At 53.3% G+C, this 13,760-nt stretch carries 17 protein-coding genes; 15 read left to right on the forward strand and 2 right to left on the reverse strand.

Annotated features, from left to right (window positions below; genetic code table 11):
- Positions 1-36 precede the first annotated feature (36 nt).
- The 3 genes from PLU01S_RS10280 (at position 37) to nfi (ending at position 3,402) form a co-directional block, all read left to right on the forward strand.
- Entirely contained in the window at positions 37-1,389 is a 1,353-nt protein-coding gene (locus PLU01S_RS10280; RefSeq protein ID WP_074827929.1) for a tryptophan--tRNA ligase, read from the forward strand.
- 106 nt (positions 1,390-1,495) lie between these two features.
- Complete coding sequence (gene zapE / locus PLU01S_RS10285; RefSeq protein ID WP_037030784.1) at positions 1,496-2,590, forward strand: cell division protein ZapE; 1,095 nt, start codon at positions 1,496-1,498, stop codon at positions 2,588-2,590.
- Between the two features lie 74 nt (positions 2,591-2,664).
- Positions 2,665-3,402, forward strand: coding sequence for a deoxyribonuclease V (nfi, locus tag PLU01S_RS10290; RefSeq protein WP_173869115.1), 738 nt, complete (start codon positions 2,665-2,667; stop codon positions 3,400-3,402).
- 34 nt (positions 3,403-3,436) lie between these two features.
- On the opposite strand, the gene PLU01S_RS10295 is transcribed toward nfi, so the two are convergent.
- On the reverse strand, positions 3,437-4,474 hold the full coding sequence (locus PLU01S_RS10295) for an NADP(H)-dependent aldo-keto reductase (protein WP_074827938.1): 1,038 nt from the start codon (positions 4,472-4,474) through the stop codon (positions 3,437-3,439).
- Between the two features lie 226 nt (positions 4,475-4,700).
- On the opposite strand from PLU01S_RS10295, the gene rplM reads away from it, so the two are divergent.
- The 7 genes from rplM (at position 4,701) to PLU01S_RS10330 (ending at position 9,374) form a co-directional block, all read left to right on the forward strand.
- Complete coding sequence (rplM, locus tag PLU01S_RS10300; RefSeq protein WP_010797309.1) at positions 4,701-5,129, forward strand: 50S ribosomal protein L13; 429 nt, start codon at positions 4,701-4,703, stop codon at positions 5,127-5,129.
- Positions 5,130-5,144: 15 nt separating this feature from the next.
- Positions 5,145-5,537, forward strand: a complete 393-nt coding sequence (gene rpsI, locus PLU01S_RS10305) for a 30S ribosomal protein S9 (protein ID WP_010797310.1) — start codon at positions 5,145-5,147, stop codon at positions 5,535-5,537.
- A 187-nt stretch (positions 5,538-5,724) separates the two neighbouring features.
- Complete coding sequence (gene petA / locus PLU01S_RS10310) at positions 5,725-6,321, forward strand: ubiquinol-cytochrome c reductase iron-sulfur subunit (protein WP_074827943.1); 597 nt, start codon at positions 5,725-5,727, stop codon at positions 6,319-6,321.
- Entirely contained in the window at positions 6,318-7,529 is a 1,212-nt protein-coding gene (locus tag PLU01S_RS10315) for a cytochrome b (RefSeq protein WP_074827947.1), read from the forward strand. The genes petA and PLU01S_RS10315 overlap by 4 nt, the downstream gene beginning before the upstream one ends.
- A complete protein-coding gene (locus PLU01S_RS10320) occupies positions 7,529-8,257 on the forward strand; it encodes a cytochrome c1 (RefSeq protein ID WP_139208861.1) in 729 nt (242 codons plus the stop codon). Before PLU01S_RS10315 ends, PLU01S_RS10320 begins: the two co-directional genes overlap by 1 nt.
- Positions 8,258-8,332: 75 nt before the next feature.
- Positions 8,333-8,950 carry a glutathione S-transferase N-terminal domain-containing protein gene (locus PLU01S_RS10325; RefSeq protein ID WP_074827950.1) on the forward strand — a complete coding sequence of 206 codons (618 nt, stop codon included), beginning with the start codon at positions 8,333-8,335 and terminating at the stop codon, positions 8,948-8,950.
- Between the two features lie 13 nt (positions 8,951-8,963).
- Complete coding sequence (locus PLU01S_RS10330; RefSeq protein WP_074827954.1) at positions 8,964-9,374, forward strand: ClpXP protease specificity-enhancing factor; 411 nt, start codon at positions 8,964-8,966, stop codon at positions 9,372-9,374.
- A gap of 34 nt (positions 9,375-9,408) precedes the next feature.
- On the opposite strand, the gene suhB is transcribed toward PLU01S_RS10330, so the two are convergent.
- Positions 9,409-10,224, reverse strand: coding sequence for a type III secretion system regulator SuhB (gene suhB, locus PLU01S_RS10335; RefSeq protein ID WP_010797316.1), 816 nt, complete (start codon positions 10,222-10,224; stop codon positions 9,409-9,411).
- Between the two features lie 135 nt (positions 10,225-10,359).
- Here suhB and trmJ point away from each other — a divergent pair, with 135 nt between their 5' ends.
- The 5 genes from trmJ to iscA all read left to right on the forward strand — a co-directional run bounded on the left by trmJ (position 10,360) and on the right by iscA (position 13,759).
- Positions 10,360-11,133: a tRNA (cytosine(32)/uridine(32)-2'-O)-methyltransferase TrmJ gene (gene trmJ / locus PLU01S_RS10340; protein WP_074827957.1), complete on the forward strand. Its 774-nt coding sequence runs from the start codon at positions 10,360-10,362 to the stop codon at positions 11,131-11,133.
- A gap of 133 nt (positions 11,134-11,266) precedes the next feature.
- Positions 11,267-11,764, forward strand: coding sequence for a Fe-S cluster assembly transcriptional regulator IscR (gene iscR, locus PLU01S_RS10345; RefSeq protein ID WP_010797318.1), 498 nt, complete (start codon positions 11,267-11,269; stop codon positions 11,762-11,764).
- 31 nt (positions 11,765-11,795) lie between these two features.
- The gene (locus PLU01S_RS10350; RefSeq protein WP_010797319.1) at positions 11,796-13,010 is read left to right on the forward strand and encodes an IscS subfamily cysteine desulfurase; all 1,215 of its coding nucleotides are present in this window, start codon (positions 11,796-11,798) and stop codon (positions 13,008-13,010) included.
- Between the two features lie 28 nt (positions 13,011-13,038).
- Positions 13,039-13,425 (forward strand): Fe-S cluster assembly scaffold IscU, encoded by a 387-nt coding sequence (iscU, locus tag PLU01S_RS10355; protein ID WP_019365648.1) that lies wholly within the window; start codon positions 13,039-13,041, stop codon positions 13,423-13,425.
- Positions 13,426-13,435: 10 nt separating this feature from the next.
- Positions 13,436-13,759, forward strand: a complete 324-nt coding sequence (gene iscA, locus PLU01S_RS10360; RefSeq protein WP_074827960.1) for an iron-sulfur cluster assembly protein IscA — start codon at positions 13,436-13,438, stop codon at positions 13,757-13,759.
- The last annotated feature ends 1 nt before the right edge of the window (position 13,760 follow it).

Consider the following 13,760-nt stretch of genomic DNA (forward strand, 5'->3'; position numbering starts at 1 on the left):
ATACTGGCCGCCCTAGATGAGAATGCACCATACGCCATGACCACACGTATTCTGACCGGTATTACCACAACCGGTACTCCTCACCTTGGTAATTATGCAGGCGCTATCCGTCCTGCCATTGTAGCCAGTCGCTCGGCCGATACCGACTCGTTTTATTTCCTGGCGGATTATCACGCCTTGATCAAGTGCGATGATCCGTTGCGTATTCAACGCTCTCGCCTTGAAATTGCTGCTACATGGCTGGCGTGTGGTCTTGACCCTGAAAGGGTCACGTTCTATCGCCAATCCGATATTCCGGAAATACCGGAGTTGACATGGCTGTTAACCTGCGTCACCGCCAAAGGCTTGCTCAACCGCGCTCATGCTTACAAGGCCTCCGTTGACAAGAACGTCGCTGCTGGCGAAGACCCGGATGCTGGCGTCACGATGGGGCTATACAGCTACCCGGTCCTGATGGCAGCAGACATCCTGATGTTTAACGCTCATCAAGTACCGGTAGGTCGGGACCAAATCCAGCACGTTGAAATGGCACGTGACATCGCTCAACGCTTCAATCATCTGTTTGGTGCCGGCAAGGATTTCTTTGAGCTGCCTGAAGCGCTTATCGAGGAGACGGTTGCCACTCTGCCGGGGCTGGATGGTCGCAAGATGTCCAAAAGCTACGATAACACGATCCCACTTTTTGGGACCACCAAGCAGCTCAAGGAGGCGATTGCCCGTATCGTCACTGATTCGCGAGAGCCGGGCGAACCCAAAGATCCGGGCAGCGCTCATTTGTTTACGCTTTATCAGGCATTTGCTACAGCCGAGCAGACGGCCGAGTTCCGTCATGATCTGCAGGGTGGTCTGGCTTGGGGGGAGGCCAAGCAGCGTCTGTTCCAGCTTTTGGAGGCAGAGCTGGGCGAGGCAAGAGAGCATTACAATGCATTGATTGCCAAGCCAGACGACATTGAAGACGTTCTTCTGGCCGGTGCTACCAAGGCGCGTAAGATAGCTACACCGTTCCTGGGTGAGTTGCGCGAGGCTGTGGGGCTTCGCTCCCTGAATGCCCAGGTCAAGACTGAAAAGACCAAGAAAAAGGCCGCGAAGCGGGCGCGTTTCGTTAGCTTCCGCGAACATGATGGTACTTTCCGCTTCAGACTACTGGCCGCCGATGGCTCTCAACTGCTGCTTTCTCGCGCCTTTGCGGATCCAAAAACCGCTGGGCAGATGACGCAGCGCCTCCAGAGCGAGGCTGGGCAGCTGGAAATCAAGGCAGAAGAGCTATGCTTCACGGTATGGCTGGCTGGCGAGCCTGTGGCAGAAAGCCCGGACTTCGCTAATGCCGATGAGCGTCAACACGCTGTTGATGCCTTGCGTGAAGCATTGGTGGAAATGACTGCCGAGTAATGGCGCCTATCGCCGAGGCGGGCGGCTTAAGCCGCTTGCCTCGTTAATTGTCAACTTGGAAGCTCGCCGCTAAAGTGAGCTCCCCTTCGAATCTATGCAGCCTGTCATGACACCCTTAGAGCGCTACAAGGCCGATCTGGAACGTCCCGACTTTTTTCATGACCCTGCTCAGGAGCAGGCGGTAAAGCATCTTCAGCGGCTTTATGATGACCTGGTTAGCCAGGCAGACAGCAAGCCTGGGTTGCTAGGCCGTCTTTTGGGTAAAAAGCCCGCTGGCCCTGTAAAGGGGCTTTATTTCTGGGGCGGGGTAGGGCGCGGCAAGACCTATCTGGTTGACACCTTTTATGACTCACTTCCCTTCGACAAGAAGATGCGTACCCACTTTCATCGGTTCATGAAGAGAGTGCATGAGGAGTTGAAGACGCTAAAAGGTGAGAAGAACCCATTGACCATCATTGGTCGGCGCTTTGCGGATGAAGCTCGTGTCATCTGCTTTGACGAGTTTTTCGTATCGGACATTACCGACGCCATGATTCTGGCAACGCTGCTGGATGAGCTGTTCAAAAACGGCGTGTCGCTAGTGGCAACTTCCAATATCGTCCCTGATGGGCTTTACAAGGATGGATTGCAGCGCGCCCGCTTCCTGCCTGCGATTGAATTGCTGAAGCAGCACACCGAAATCGTCAATGTCGACAGCGGTGTGGATTATCGTTTGCGTGCGCTGGAGCAGGCTGAGCTTTATCACTGGCCGTTAACGGAGCAGGCCGAGACGGAAATGGCCAAAAGTTTCAAGGCGCTTACGGTGGAGTGCGGTAGTGCATCAACTGGTGAGCCGTTGGTTATCGAGAACCGGGAGATCAAACCACGCAAGACGTGCGACGATGTAGCCTGGTTCGAGTTTCGAGAGCTCTGTGACGGTCCTCGTAGCCAGAACGACTACATTGAGCTGGGTAAGATCTTCCAGGCGGTACTGGTTTCCAACGTCGAGCAGATGAATGCAACGAAAGACGATATGGCGCGTCGCTTCATCAACCTGGTCGATGAGTTCTACGACCGTAACGTTAAATTGATCCTGTCGGCAGAAGTTGAGCTTAAGGATCTGTATGCAGGTGGACGGCTCGAGTTTGAATTTCAGCGTACGCTGAGCCGTTTGCTGGAAATGCAATCCCACGAATATCTGTCGAGAGCGCATAAGCCATAAAATTCAGGGGGGTCGCAAGAGCGGCCCTGCTGCTATCTGGAACTGGCTGCATCCAATCCGGTTCGAATACCGTAATGGTAACGACAGGAGTCAATGTGGCTACTTCACCTTTCAATGAGTGGGACGGCACGCCCGCCGCTGCGCGCAAACAGCAGATTGAGCTGGCCAAGCAGGTCAGGCTGGAGGATGACTTTCCTTCGCTGCGTCTGATTGCTGGCGTGGATGTAGGCTTTGAGGAGGAGGGCACCGTGACCCGTGCTGCGGCCATCCTGCTCAATGCTGAAACATTGGATCCCATTGCTCAGGCGGTAGCTCGTATCCCCACCAATATGCCTTACATTCCAGGGTTGCTTTCCTTTCGGGAGCTGCCTGCGGTTCTGCAGGCCTTATCGGAACTGCCTGAAACCCCGGACCTGATCTTTTGCGATGGTCACGGGATTGCTCACCCAAGGCGCTTGGGTATTGCTGCCCACTTGGGGGTCGTTACAGGACTGCCAACGATAGGGGTTGCGAAAAAAATCCTGACGGGAAGCCATGAGCCTTTGGCAGAAACGCGGGGCTCTCAAGTGGACCTGCTTGCCAAGGGAGAGTTGATTGGCACTGTTTTACGCAGCAAGGACAAGGTAAAGCCTCTGATCGTGTCGCCCGGTAATCGGGTCAGTTTGAAAACAGCACCGGAACTGGTTATGGCGTGCGTGCGTAAACACCGTCTGCCCGAGCCGACCCGATTGGCTGATCGACTGGCTTCTCGGCGAGACAAGTCTTCTCAGACATCAGGTCAGCTTGAGGATCAGAGTGATTTATTCTCGTAGCGTAAGCGCTTTCTTGAGGGAAAGCGCTTTTCCGTTAGGGCGCTGGATTGGGTTGGATTTTATGAATGGCCTCAATGCCTGCGACCACTTCCTCCGATAGCGTCAGATTTATGCTGTCGAGATTGCTTTGAAGCTGCTCCAGAGAGGTCGCTCCAATGATATTGCTGGTAACAAATGGACGGCTGGTAACGTAAGCCAGTGCCATTTGTGCAGGATCAAGGCCGTGCTGCTTGGCTAGCTGAACGTATTGTTCGGTAGCTCGCATCGTTTCAGGGTTGTTGTAGCGAGTGAAGCGGCTGAACAGTGTCAGGCGTGCGTGTTCCGGCTTTGCGCCGTTGGCATACTTTCCGGTCAGCATGCCAAATGCCAGTGGCGAATAGGCCAGGAGCCCGCATTGCTCGCGGATAGCGATTTCCGCCAAACCTACTTCAAAGGATCGGTTCAGGAGGTTGTAGGGGTTCTGAATGGTGACTGCACGTGGCCAGCCGCGCTCTTCCGCCAGTTGAAGAAAGCGCATCGTGCCCCATGGTGTCTCATTGGAAAGTCCGATATGGCGAATCTTTCCCGCCTGGACCTGCTCATTCAAGACTTCAAGCGTTTCCTCAAGCGGCGTAAACGTCTTGTCGTTATGGACATAGCCCAGCTTGCCGAAAAAATTGGTTTCTCGGTCCGGCCAATGTAATTGATAAAGATCAATGTAGTCCGTTTGCAGACGTTCAAGGCTACCTTCCAGCGCCGCGACAATGTGCTGCCGGTTGTGCTTGAGGTTGCCGTCACGGATGTGGGAAATGTTATTGCCCGGCCCTGCAACCTTGCTGGTCAGGATCCATTGGTCACGGTTGCCTCGTTTCTTGAAGTAATTTCCGATAATGCGCTCTGTCTGGCCATAGGTCTCTGGTCGCGGCGGGACAGGATACATCTCGGCGGCATCCATGAAATTGATGCCATGTTCCGCTGCCCGGTCTATTTGAGCAAAAGCTTCATCCTGAGTGTTCTGCTCTCCCCAGGTCATGGTGCCCAGGCAAAGTTCGCTGACGCTGATAGTGGTTCGTCCAAGACTACGATACTTCATTTAATTTCCTTTCTTGATGTGATAACAGTTGATATTTTCACAGTAATCGTCATAATTCCGCAGCTTTATTGACAGGGGATGCCTAGCCTGTCGATTTTCGCCGTAGCGGACGCGCTGACCCGAGCCCCCGATTAGCGTCTGTTTCCGGCTGCCCTTGACTTGTCAAGGATCGTACTGTTCTGTAAGATTTGCCGTCTTTTTTCAGGCGGCCCTGAGGCCATAACGAATGAAAACCTTCACAGCAAAACCGGAAACTGTTAAGCGCGACTGGTATGTCGTCGACGCTGCCGGCCAGACCCTGGGTCGTCTGGCTACTGAAATTGCTAGCCGTCTGCGTGGCAAGCATAAGCCGGAATACACTCCTCATGTTGATACTGGCGACTATATCGTCGTTATCAATGCCGAGCAGGTTCGTGTAACTGGCGCCAAAACTACCGACAAGATGTACTACCACCATTCCGGCTTCCCGGGTGGTATCAAGTCGATCAACTTCGAAAAGCTGATCGCTCGTGCTCCTGAGCGCGTTATCGAAACCGCAGTCAAAGGTATGCTGCCGAAGAACCCACTGGGTCGCGACATGTATCGTAAGCTGAAGGTTTACAAAGGTAGCGTTCATCCGCATACCGCTCAGCAGCCTCAAGAACTGAAGATTTAAACGGGATAGTACATAATGTCGGCGACTCAAAATTACGGTACTGGCCGTCGTAAGACAGCTACCGCTCGCGTTTTCCTGCGTCCGGGCACTGGCCAAATTTCCATCAATAATCGTAACATCGACGTATTCTTCGGTCGTGAAACAGCTCGCATGGTGGTTCGTCAGCCGCTTGAGCTGACTGAAACCCTCGAGAAGTTCGACGTGTACGTAACTGTTGCGGGTGGCGGTGTTAGCGGCCAGGCCGGTGCTATTCGTCACGGTATCACTCGTGCTCTGATCGAATACGACGAAACCTATCGCAGCTCTCTGCGCAAGGCGGGTTATGTCACTCGTGACGCGCGTGAAGTTGAGCGTAAGAAAGTCGGTCTGCGTAAAGCGCGTAAGCGTCCGCAGTACTCCAAGCGTTAAGCTCCAGCAGCTTCGCTTGCAAAACCCAGTCTCTTTCGAGACTGGGTTTTTTTTTGCCCTGCGTCTGTTGCCTAGCTATGTTTGGGCAGGTTTGGCTAAAGCATATGAATAGGTTCTCTCGTTGAATTTAAGTATCCTCTGCCTTCGCGTGACATGGCTTGGGTGGTGGTGGCCGAAGGGGCTTTGAATGAGTGATGGGGGTGTCAATCAGGGGCGTCGCCGACTATTGGTGGCGGCAACCTCGGTAATAGGCGCAGTGGGGGTCGCTGGCGCCGCTATCCCGTTTATTAAATCATGGTCTCCAAGTGCCAAGGCGAAAGCCGCTGGCGCTCCGATAAGGGTCAATATTTCCAAGTTGGAGCCGGGGCGGCAAATTGTCATTGAATGGCGTGGTCAGCCTGTTTTTGTACTCAGACGTGGCGCAGATGCATTGGAGCGCCTGTCGAGGTTGGAAAATCAGCTGGCTGACCCTGATTCTCATGACTCAATACAGCCCGATTATGTAAACAGTCGCTTGCGTTCAATCAGGCCGGATGTGCTGGTCGTGGTAGGTGTTTGCACTCATCTGGGCTGCTCTCCCATCTTTAGGCCGGAAGTTGCTCCTGCTGACCTCGGAATGGAGTGGTTGGGAGGATATTTCTGCCCGTGTCATGGCTCGCGCTATGACCTGGCTGGAAGGGTGTACAAGGCACAGCCTGCGCCGCTCAACCTGGCGGTTCCGCCTTATGCTTACGAGTCTGAGCATATTATTGTGATAGGTATGAGTCAAAAGGAGGCGGGATGAGCAGGTTGAAGGCTTGGCTAAATGCTCGGTTTCCTGCTTCGCGTCTATGGAGCGAGCACCTAAGCCACTATTACGCACCCAAGAACTTTAATGTCCTTTATTTTTTTGGATCCCTGGCCTTGCTTGTCCTGTTCAACCAATTGGTAACAGGCATTTGGTTGGCGATGAGCTATACCCCCACGGCAGCAGGTGCCTTTGCTTCAATTGAATACATCATGCGCGATGTCGATTACGGCTGGCTCATTCGTTATCTGCATTCAACAGGCGCCTCAGCTGTTTTTATTGTTGTCTACCTGCATATGTTTCGAAGCCTGCTCTATGGGTCTTACCAAAAGCCGCGCGAGTTAGTCTGGGTCTTTGGCATGTTGCTGTATCTTCTGCTCATGGCCGAGGCGTTCATGGGATACCTGCTGCCTTGGGGGCAGATGTCTTATTGGGGGGCTCAGGTAATCATCGCTCTGTTTGGCGCCATTCCTGTGGTGGGCGAAGACCTGGCGCAATGGATACGCGGCGATTACCTAATTTCAGGTATTACGCTCAATCGCTTCTTTGCGCTGCATGTTATCGCGCTGCCACTACTGCTGGTCGGGTTGGTGGTGCTGCATATTCTTGCTCTGCACGAAGTGGGCTCCAATAATCCGCTGGGGGTGGATATCCGGAAAAGCCTTGATGAAACGGGTAAGCCGCTTGATGGTATTCCCTTTCATCCGTATTACACCGTCAAAGACCTAATGGGTGTGGCGGTCTTTCTCTTTATCTTCTGTAGCGTGGTTTTCTTCTTTCCTGAAGGTGGTGGTTATTTTCTGGAGAGATCGAATTTTGAAATTGCCGATCCGCTGAAGACGCCTGAGCATATCGCTCCAGTTTGGTATTTCACGCCTTTTTACGCGATGCTTCGAGCTGTGCCTGACAAGCTGGCCGGCATCATGATTATGGGAGCAGCTATTGCCGTCCTATTCGTGGTGCCCTGGCTAGATCGCAGTCCTGTAAAGTCGATGCGCTTCAAAGGATGGATGAGCCGATTGGCGCTGTTGCTCTTTTGTATGGCCTTTGTAGCGCTTGGCGTACTAGGGGTTCTTCCCCCTACGTCTGAACGGATTTTTCTATCTCGCTTGGCTACTGTGCTGTACTTTGGCTATTTCGTCTTCATGCCGTTTTACACCCGTGTCGAGCGGGTAGGTCTGGTACCTGAGAGGGTAGTAAGGTGATGCTGTTCAGGCTAATGGCATTGCTGGTGCTCACGTGTATGCCATTAGCCCTGAAGGGGGCGGAAAATGTTCCGTTTGAGAAGGTTCGCGTTGACCTTTCTGACAAGGCCGCCCTTCAGGAAGGGGCGCGCACCTTTGTTAATTTTTGTATGGGGTGTCATGGCGCCCAGTATCAGCGTTATGAGCATGTAGCTAGGGACCTTTCCATTCCTGAGGATGTTCTACAAAAAACACTGATTTTTACTGAGGCCAAGCCAGGCGATCACATGACTTCAAGTATGCGTGCTGAGGATGCAATGGGCTGGTTTGGCGCCGTACCTCCTGATTTGACGCTGGTGGCTCGCGTTCGAGGGGAAGACTGGCTGTATCACTATCTCAAAGGATTTTATGAAGATCCCTCCAGGCCCTGGGGCGTGAACAACCTCGTATACCCCAATGTAGCCATGCCAAATGTCCTGGGCGCTTTGCAGGGCCGTCAGGCCTGTCTGCCTGTAGAAGAGAATAGCGCAGGCAGTTGCAGGGAGCTTGTTGTCATTTCAGGGACAGGATCGCAAACCGCTGAGCAGTTTGACCAAACGGTTCGCCATCTTGTGGCTTTTCTAGCGTATTCAGCGGACCCGAATAAAGAAAAGGCTGAGCGGATTGGCGTTTATGTTCTGGCGTATCTGGCAATTCTTTTTGTATTTGCCTACCTGCTCAAGCGAGAATATTGGAAAGACGTCCAATGATGTCTGTTTTTAGTGGGATCTGTGCCGTGAGGTGCGATCGTTTGCCCTGTTTGGGGCTGCACAGCGAAGAAGTGTATGGCTAATGTAACGCGTCTCACCTGTTTTTCTGACTCTAGGGATCCGTACTCGCATCGTGTTCGCCTTGTGCTTGCCGAGAAGCAGGTCGATGTGGAGGTTAAAGATATCGATCCTGCCAGGTATCCGGCAGCACTGGCTGATGCGAATCCCTACAGAACGCTACCTGTTCTGCAGGATCGTGATCTTGTGTTATATGACTCGACCATCGTGCTGGAGTATTTGGAGGAGCGTTATCCCCATCCTCCGCTATTGCCGGCTTACCCTGTTGCTCGAGCACAGATGCGATTGCTCATGCATCGCATCCAGAAGGATTGGTGCGACAACGCTGATCTCATCATGAGTCAGCAAAAAGGAAGTGGTGATGTTCAGCAGGTCCGCCGGCAGCTCGTCAGCAGTCTTACTTCGGTTGCTCCTCTTTTTGCAGACAAGAAATTCTTCTTAAATGAGGAAATGAGCTTGGTTGACTGCTATTTATTGCCTTTGCTCTGGCGTTTACCTGGCCTGGGTGTTGAGTTGCCGCGACAAGCCAAGCCGATTTTTGATTATATGGATCGCCATTTCGTCCGCGATACCTTTCAGGCGAGCTTGTCGCCAGTTGAGCGCGAGATGCGCTGATAGGAGGAACATAATGAATTCAAGCCGTCCCTATTTGATTCGGGCGCTGTATGAGTGGATCGTGGATAACGATTGCACACCGCATATCCTGGTCAATGCGGACTATCCGAATGTGCTGGTTCCGCCGGGCTATGCCAGTGACGGTCAGATTGTTCTCAACGTTGCGCCAGGAGCTATTCGCCAATTGCACATGGATAACGAAGCCGTGAGTTTCGATGGGCGGTTTGGTGGTGTAGCCCATAGTCTCTATGTGCCCACCCAAGCTGTTCTGGCTATCTATGCGCGCGAAAATGGGCAGGGGATGGTGTTTGATCTGGAGCCTTCTTCTCCAGATGATGATCCCAAGGGTAAGCCGGAAGGTTCTGCGCCTAAGTCCGCACCAGGCAAGCCGCAAGGGCGGCCTAGCCTGAAAGTAGTCAAGTAAAACGAAACCGCCCACATCAGTGGGCGGTTTTCATTCAGCGCTTCAGTGAGGCGGGTAGATGAGGTTGCAGCGTAGTCAACAGTGCCTTGAAGCACTTGGTGTTGCCTGCTACTACATGACCTTTTTCAAGGTAGTCATGGCCGCCATTGAAGTCGCTGACCAGACCACCAGCTTCTTGAATCAGTAGCGCACCTGCTGCCATATCCCACTCGGATAGCCCCATTTCCCAGAAGGCGTCGAATCGACCAGCGGCCACATAAGCTAGATCCAATGCAGCAGATCCCGCGCGGCGAATACCTGCGGTTTGGGTGCTCAGGGTGCGGAACATGCCTAGATAATTATCCAGGTAGTCCATATTGCTGGAGCGATACGGGAAGCCAGTGCCGATCAATGCACCCTCAAGGCTTTTACGAGTGCTGACACGCAAGCGTCGGCCATTGAGAGCGGCGCCACGTCCGCGACTGGCGGTAAATTCTTCCTGACGAACCGGGTCCAATACAACGGCATGCTCGATGCGGCCGCGATACTTGCACGCGATGCTGACAGAGAAGTGCGGGACGCCATGAATGAAGTTGGTGGTTCCATCCAGCGGATCGACGACCCACAGATAATCAGCGCCATCACCCTGACCTTCGATGAGTCCGGACTCCTCGCCTAGAAAGCCGTGGTTGGGGTAAGCCTTGCGTAAAACGTTGAAAATAGCTTGTTCGGCGGCCCGGTCGACCTCGGTCACGAAATCGTTGGCGCCTTTTTCGTCGATAGCGATGAGGTCCAGGCGCTCGATTGAGCGAAAGATCAATTCACCGGCACTACGAGCTGCGCGCAGCGCAATGTTCAGCATGGGCTGCATGAGAAACCACCTGGTTGTAAAAGAAAGCCGGTTATTCTAGCAGAAAAGAATGCAGAGAGCGGTTGCCTTGTCGGCATGAATGGTTTTGCGCAAAGGGGTCCGGTAAGATTCGCACCTTTAAAGAGGGGGTGCTACTTGCTCGAGAACATACGCGTTGTCCTAGTTAACACAAGCCATCCTGGCAATATTGGCGGTGCGGCTCGCGCCATGAAGAACATGGGATTGAAGCGGCTGTATCTGGTGCAGCCTGAGCAGTTCCCCCATGGCGATGCCGTAGCGCGCGCATCCGGTGCCACGGATGTGCTGGATAATGCTTGTGTTGTCGAAACTCTGGAAGATGCGCTGACAGGGTGCAGCGTTGTTCTGGGAACCAGCGCAAGGGATCGCCGTATCCCCTGGCCGCTGCTCGATCCCTGTGAGTGCGCACAAACGTCGCTGCAGCATGCCGAGGTGGGTGGGGAGGTGGCGCTGGTATTTGGTCGCGAATATGCAGGTCTGACGAATGAAGAGCTTCAGCGCTGCAATTTTCATGTTCATATTCCTTCTGATCCGGAATTTGGCTCTCTGAATCTTGCGGCTGCGGTACAGGTGCTCGTCTACGAGGTACGCATGGCATGGTTGGCCCTTCAAGGGCAGCCCACCAAGATGAACAAGGTCGAAAGTACGGCCATGCTCAATACCCAGCTGGTCACTGTTGAGGAGTTGGAGCTGTTCTATCGCCATCTCGAGGAAACGCTTATCGATATTCGTTTTCTCGATCCCGAGAAGCCTCGCCATCTCATGTCTCGCCTACGCAGGCTTTATGGGCGCAGTGCAATCACCAAGCTGGAGATGAATATCCTTCGTGGTGTTCTGACCGAGACGCAAAAGGTTGTTCGTGGCGAAAAATGCAAAACTGATGATGTCTGAAGGCCAGTTTTAGCCGAGTGCGCCAACGCCTCTGGTCGGCTTTAATGGTTGACTGAATCGATAGGGCTTATAGTTGACTTAAATAGTCAGGAATTGTATACTTGACCTATCTAAAGTACATCCTGGTTTTGCCATGAGACTGACAACCAAAGGACGATACGCCGTCACCGCCATGCTTGATCTGGCGCTGCATGCGCAGCGTGGACCGGTCTCCCTGGCTGACATCTCTGAGCGCCAAGGTATATCGCTTTCCTATCTTGAGCAGCTGTTTGCCAAGTTGCGCCGTGGCACTTTGGTAACCAGTGTGCGTGGACCGGGCGGTGGTTATCAACTGTCGCGCGATATGCAGGACATTCATGTCGCTCAGGTCATCGATGCCGTAAACGAGTCTGTCGATGCTACCCGCTGTCAGGGGCAGGGCGATTGCCACTCCGGTGACATATGCCTGACGCATCACTTGTGGTGCGATCTGAGCGAGCAGATTCATACGTTTCTCAGCGGTATCACGCTAGCGGATCTAGTCGCGCGTAATGAGATACAAGCTGTAGCGAACCGTCAGGACAAGCGAGTGTGCAATAGCCGAACTCGTGCCTCGGACATTGAAAAGATTGAAGCGTCCGCTATTGAGTGAGCCGGCCGCCAGCCTGATATAGGAGTTACCGATGAAATTACCGATTTATCTTGATTACTCTGCAACTACTCCAGTCGATCCACGTGTCGCTCAGAAAATGAGCGAGTGTCTCTTGGTGGATGGTAACTTTGGTAATCCAGCCTCGCGCTCGCACATGTTTGGCTGGAAGGCTGAAGAGGCGGTCGAGAATGCTCGCCGTCAGGTTGCCGAGCTGGTGAATGCTGATCCACGTGAAATCGTTTGGACATCCGGTGCGACCGAATCGGATAACCTGGCGATCAAAGGTGTGGCTCACTTCTATCAGAGTAAGGGCAAGCACATCATTACGTCGAAGATCGAGCACAAGGCCGTATTGGATACGACTCGCCAGCTCGAGCGCGAAGGTTTTGAGGTGACTTACCTAGAGCCAGGCGAAGATGGCCTGATCACGCCGGATATGGTTGAAGCAGTATTGCGTGAGGACACCATTCTGGTTTCCCTGATGCACGTCAACAACGAGATCGGCACCATCAATGATATCGCTGCGCTGGGTGAGCTTACGCGTGCCCGTGGCATCCTGTTCCATGTGGATGCTGCTCAGTCAACCGGTAAGGTTGAGATCGACCTTGAGACGCTGAAAGTTGACCTCATGTCCTTCTCGGCACACAAGACCTATGGTCCGAAAGGTATTGGTGCGCTTTATGTTCGTCGTAAGCCGCGCGTTCGTCTTGAGGCGCAGACCCATGGCGGCGGTCACGAGCGTGGTATGCGTTCCGGTACGCTGGCGACTCACCAGATCGTCGGGATGGGCGAGGCCTTCCGAATTGCTAAGGAAGAGATGGCGCAGGAAAACGTTCGTATCAAGGCGCTGAGCGATCGTTTCTACAGCAAGCTTCAGGATATGGAAGAGCTGTATGTAAACGGCAGTCTGGTTTCACGCGTACCGCATAACCTGAACTTGAGCTTCAACTATGTAGAGGGTGAATCCCTGATCATGGCGCTCAAGGATCTGGCGGTATCGTCGGGCTCCGCCTGTACTTCGGCCTCGCTTGAGCCTTCCTATGTGCTGCGCGCGTTAGGCCGTAACGATGAACTGGCTCATAGCTCCATTCGTTTCACCTTTGGCCGTTTCACGACCGAAGAAGAAGTTGATTACGCCGCCGAGAAAGTGCGTGATGCAGTAACCAAGCTGCGTGAACTTTCTCCGTTGTGGGATATGTACAAAGAGGGCGTTGACCTGACCACAGTTGAATGGCAGGCACACTAAACCGCTCCTGATGAGTGAGGATTGAGAAATGGCTTACAGCGATAAAGTAATCGATCACTACGAAAACCCGCGTAACGTTGGCAAATTCGATGCCGAAGATCCTGACGTCGGAACAGGCATGGTTGGTGCTCCGGCGTGTGGTGATGTCATGCGTCTGCAGATCAAGGTCAACGATCAGGGCATCATCGAAGATGCACGCTTCAAGACCTATGGCTGTGGCTCTGCCATCGCTTCCAGCTCGCTCGCTACCGAGTGGATGAAGGGCAAGACCATCGATGAGGCAGAGGCGATCAAGAACTCCATGATTGCTGAAGAGCTAGCTTTGCCTCCGGTCAAGATTCACTGCTCGGTTCTGGCTGAAGACGCCATCAAGGCGGCGGTGCAGGACTATAAGCAGAAGAAAGGTTTGGCTTGAGGAGGCACTGATGGCCATTAGCATGACTGAATCTGCTGCACGTCACGTGCAGCGTTCTCTGGAAGGACGCGGCAAAGGCGAAGGTATCCGTCTGGGCGTACGTACCACCGGATGTTCGGGCTTGGCCTATGTGCTGGAATTCGTTGATACGCTGGCTGAAGAAGATCAGGTGTTCGAAAGCCATGGCGTCAAGGTCATCATTGATCCGAAGAGCCTTGTCTACCTTGACGGTACCGAACTGGACTTCGTCAAGGAAGGACTCAACGAGGGATTCAAGTTCAATAACCCTAACGTGCGCGGTGAGTGTGGCTGCGGCGAAAGCTTCAACGTTTGAG

The sequence above is a fragment of the Pseudomonas luteola NBRC 103146 genome (assembly GCF_002091675.1).
Taxonomy (GTDB): Bacteria; Pseudomonadota; Gammaproteobacteria; order Pseudomonadales; family Pseudomonadaceae; genus Chryseomonas; species Chryseomonas luteola.

What these genes read in the sequence shown, in the direction of transcription:
- PLU01S_RS10280 (WP_074827929.1), top strand. Translation starts at nt 37, where the DNA reads ATGACCACACGTATTCTGACCGGTATTACCACAACCGGTACTCCTCAC.
- zapE (WP_037030784.1), top strand. Translation starts at nt 1,496, where the DNA reads ATGACACCCTTAGAGCGCTACAAGGCCGATCTGGAACGTCCCGACTTT.
- nfi (WP_173869115.1), top strand. Translation starts at nt 2,665, where the DNA reads ATGGTAACGACAGGAGTCAATGTGGCTACTTCACCTTTCAATGAGTGG.
- PLU01S_RS10295 (WP_074827938.1), bottom strand. Translation starts at nt 4,474, where the DNA reads ATGAAGTATCGTAGTCTTGGACGAACCACTATCAGCGTCAGCGAACTT.
- rplM (WP_010797309.1), top strand. Translation starts at nt 4,701, where the DNA reads ATGAAAACCTTCACAGCAAAACCGGAAACTGTTAAGCGCGACTGGTAT.
- rpsI (WP_010797310.1), top strand. Translation starts at nt 5,145, where the DNA reads ATGTCGGCGACTCAAAATTACGGTACTGGCCGTCGTAAGACAGCTACC.
- petA (WP_074827943.1), top strand. Translation starts at nt 5,725, where the DNA reads ATGAGTGATGGGGGTGTCAATCAGGGGCGTCGCCGACTATTGGTGGCG.
- PLU01S_RS10315 (WP_074827947.1), top strand. Translation starts at nt 6,318, where the DNA reads ATGAGCAGGTTGAAGGCTTGGCTAAATGCTCGGTTTCCTGCTTCGCGT.
- PLU01S_RS10320 (WP_139208861.1), top strand. Translation starts at nt 7,529, where the DNA reads ATGCTGTTCAGGCTAATGGCATTGCTGGTGCTCACGTGTATGCCATTA.
- PLU01S_RS10325 (WP_074827950.1), top strand. Translation starts at nt 8,333, where the DNA reads ATGGCTAATGTAACGCGTCTCACCTGTTTTTCTGACTCTAGGGATCCG.
- PLU01S_RS10330 (WP_074827954.1), top strand. Translation starts at nt 8,964, where the DNA reads ATGAATTCAAGCCGTCCCTATTTGATTCGGGCGCTGTATGAGTGGATC.
- suhB (WP_010797316.1), bottom strand. Translation starts at nt 10,224, where the DNA reads ATGCAGCCCATGCTGAACATTGCGCTGCGCGCAGCTCGTAGTGCCGGT.
- iscR (WP_010797318.1), top strand. Translation starts at nt 11,267, where the DNA reads ATGAGACTGACAACCAAAGGACGATACGCCGTCACCGCCATGCTTGAT.
- PLU01S_RS10350 (WP_010797319.1), top strand. Translation starts at nt 11,796, where the DNA reads ATGAAATTACCGATTTATCTTGATTACTCTGCAACTACTCCAGTCGAT.
- iscU (WP_019365648.1), top strand. Translation starts at nt 13,039, where the DNA reads ATGGCTTACAGCGATAAAGTAATCGATCACTACGAAAACCCGCGTAAC.
- iscA (WP_074827960.1), top strand. Translation starts at nt 13,436, where the DNA reads ATGGCCATTAGCATGACTGAATCTGCTGCACGTCACGTGCAGCGTTCT.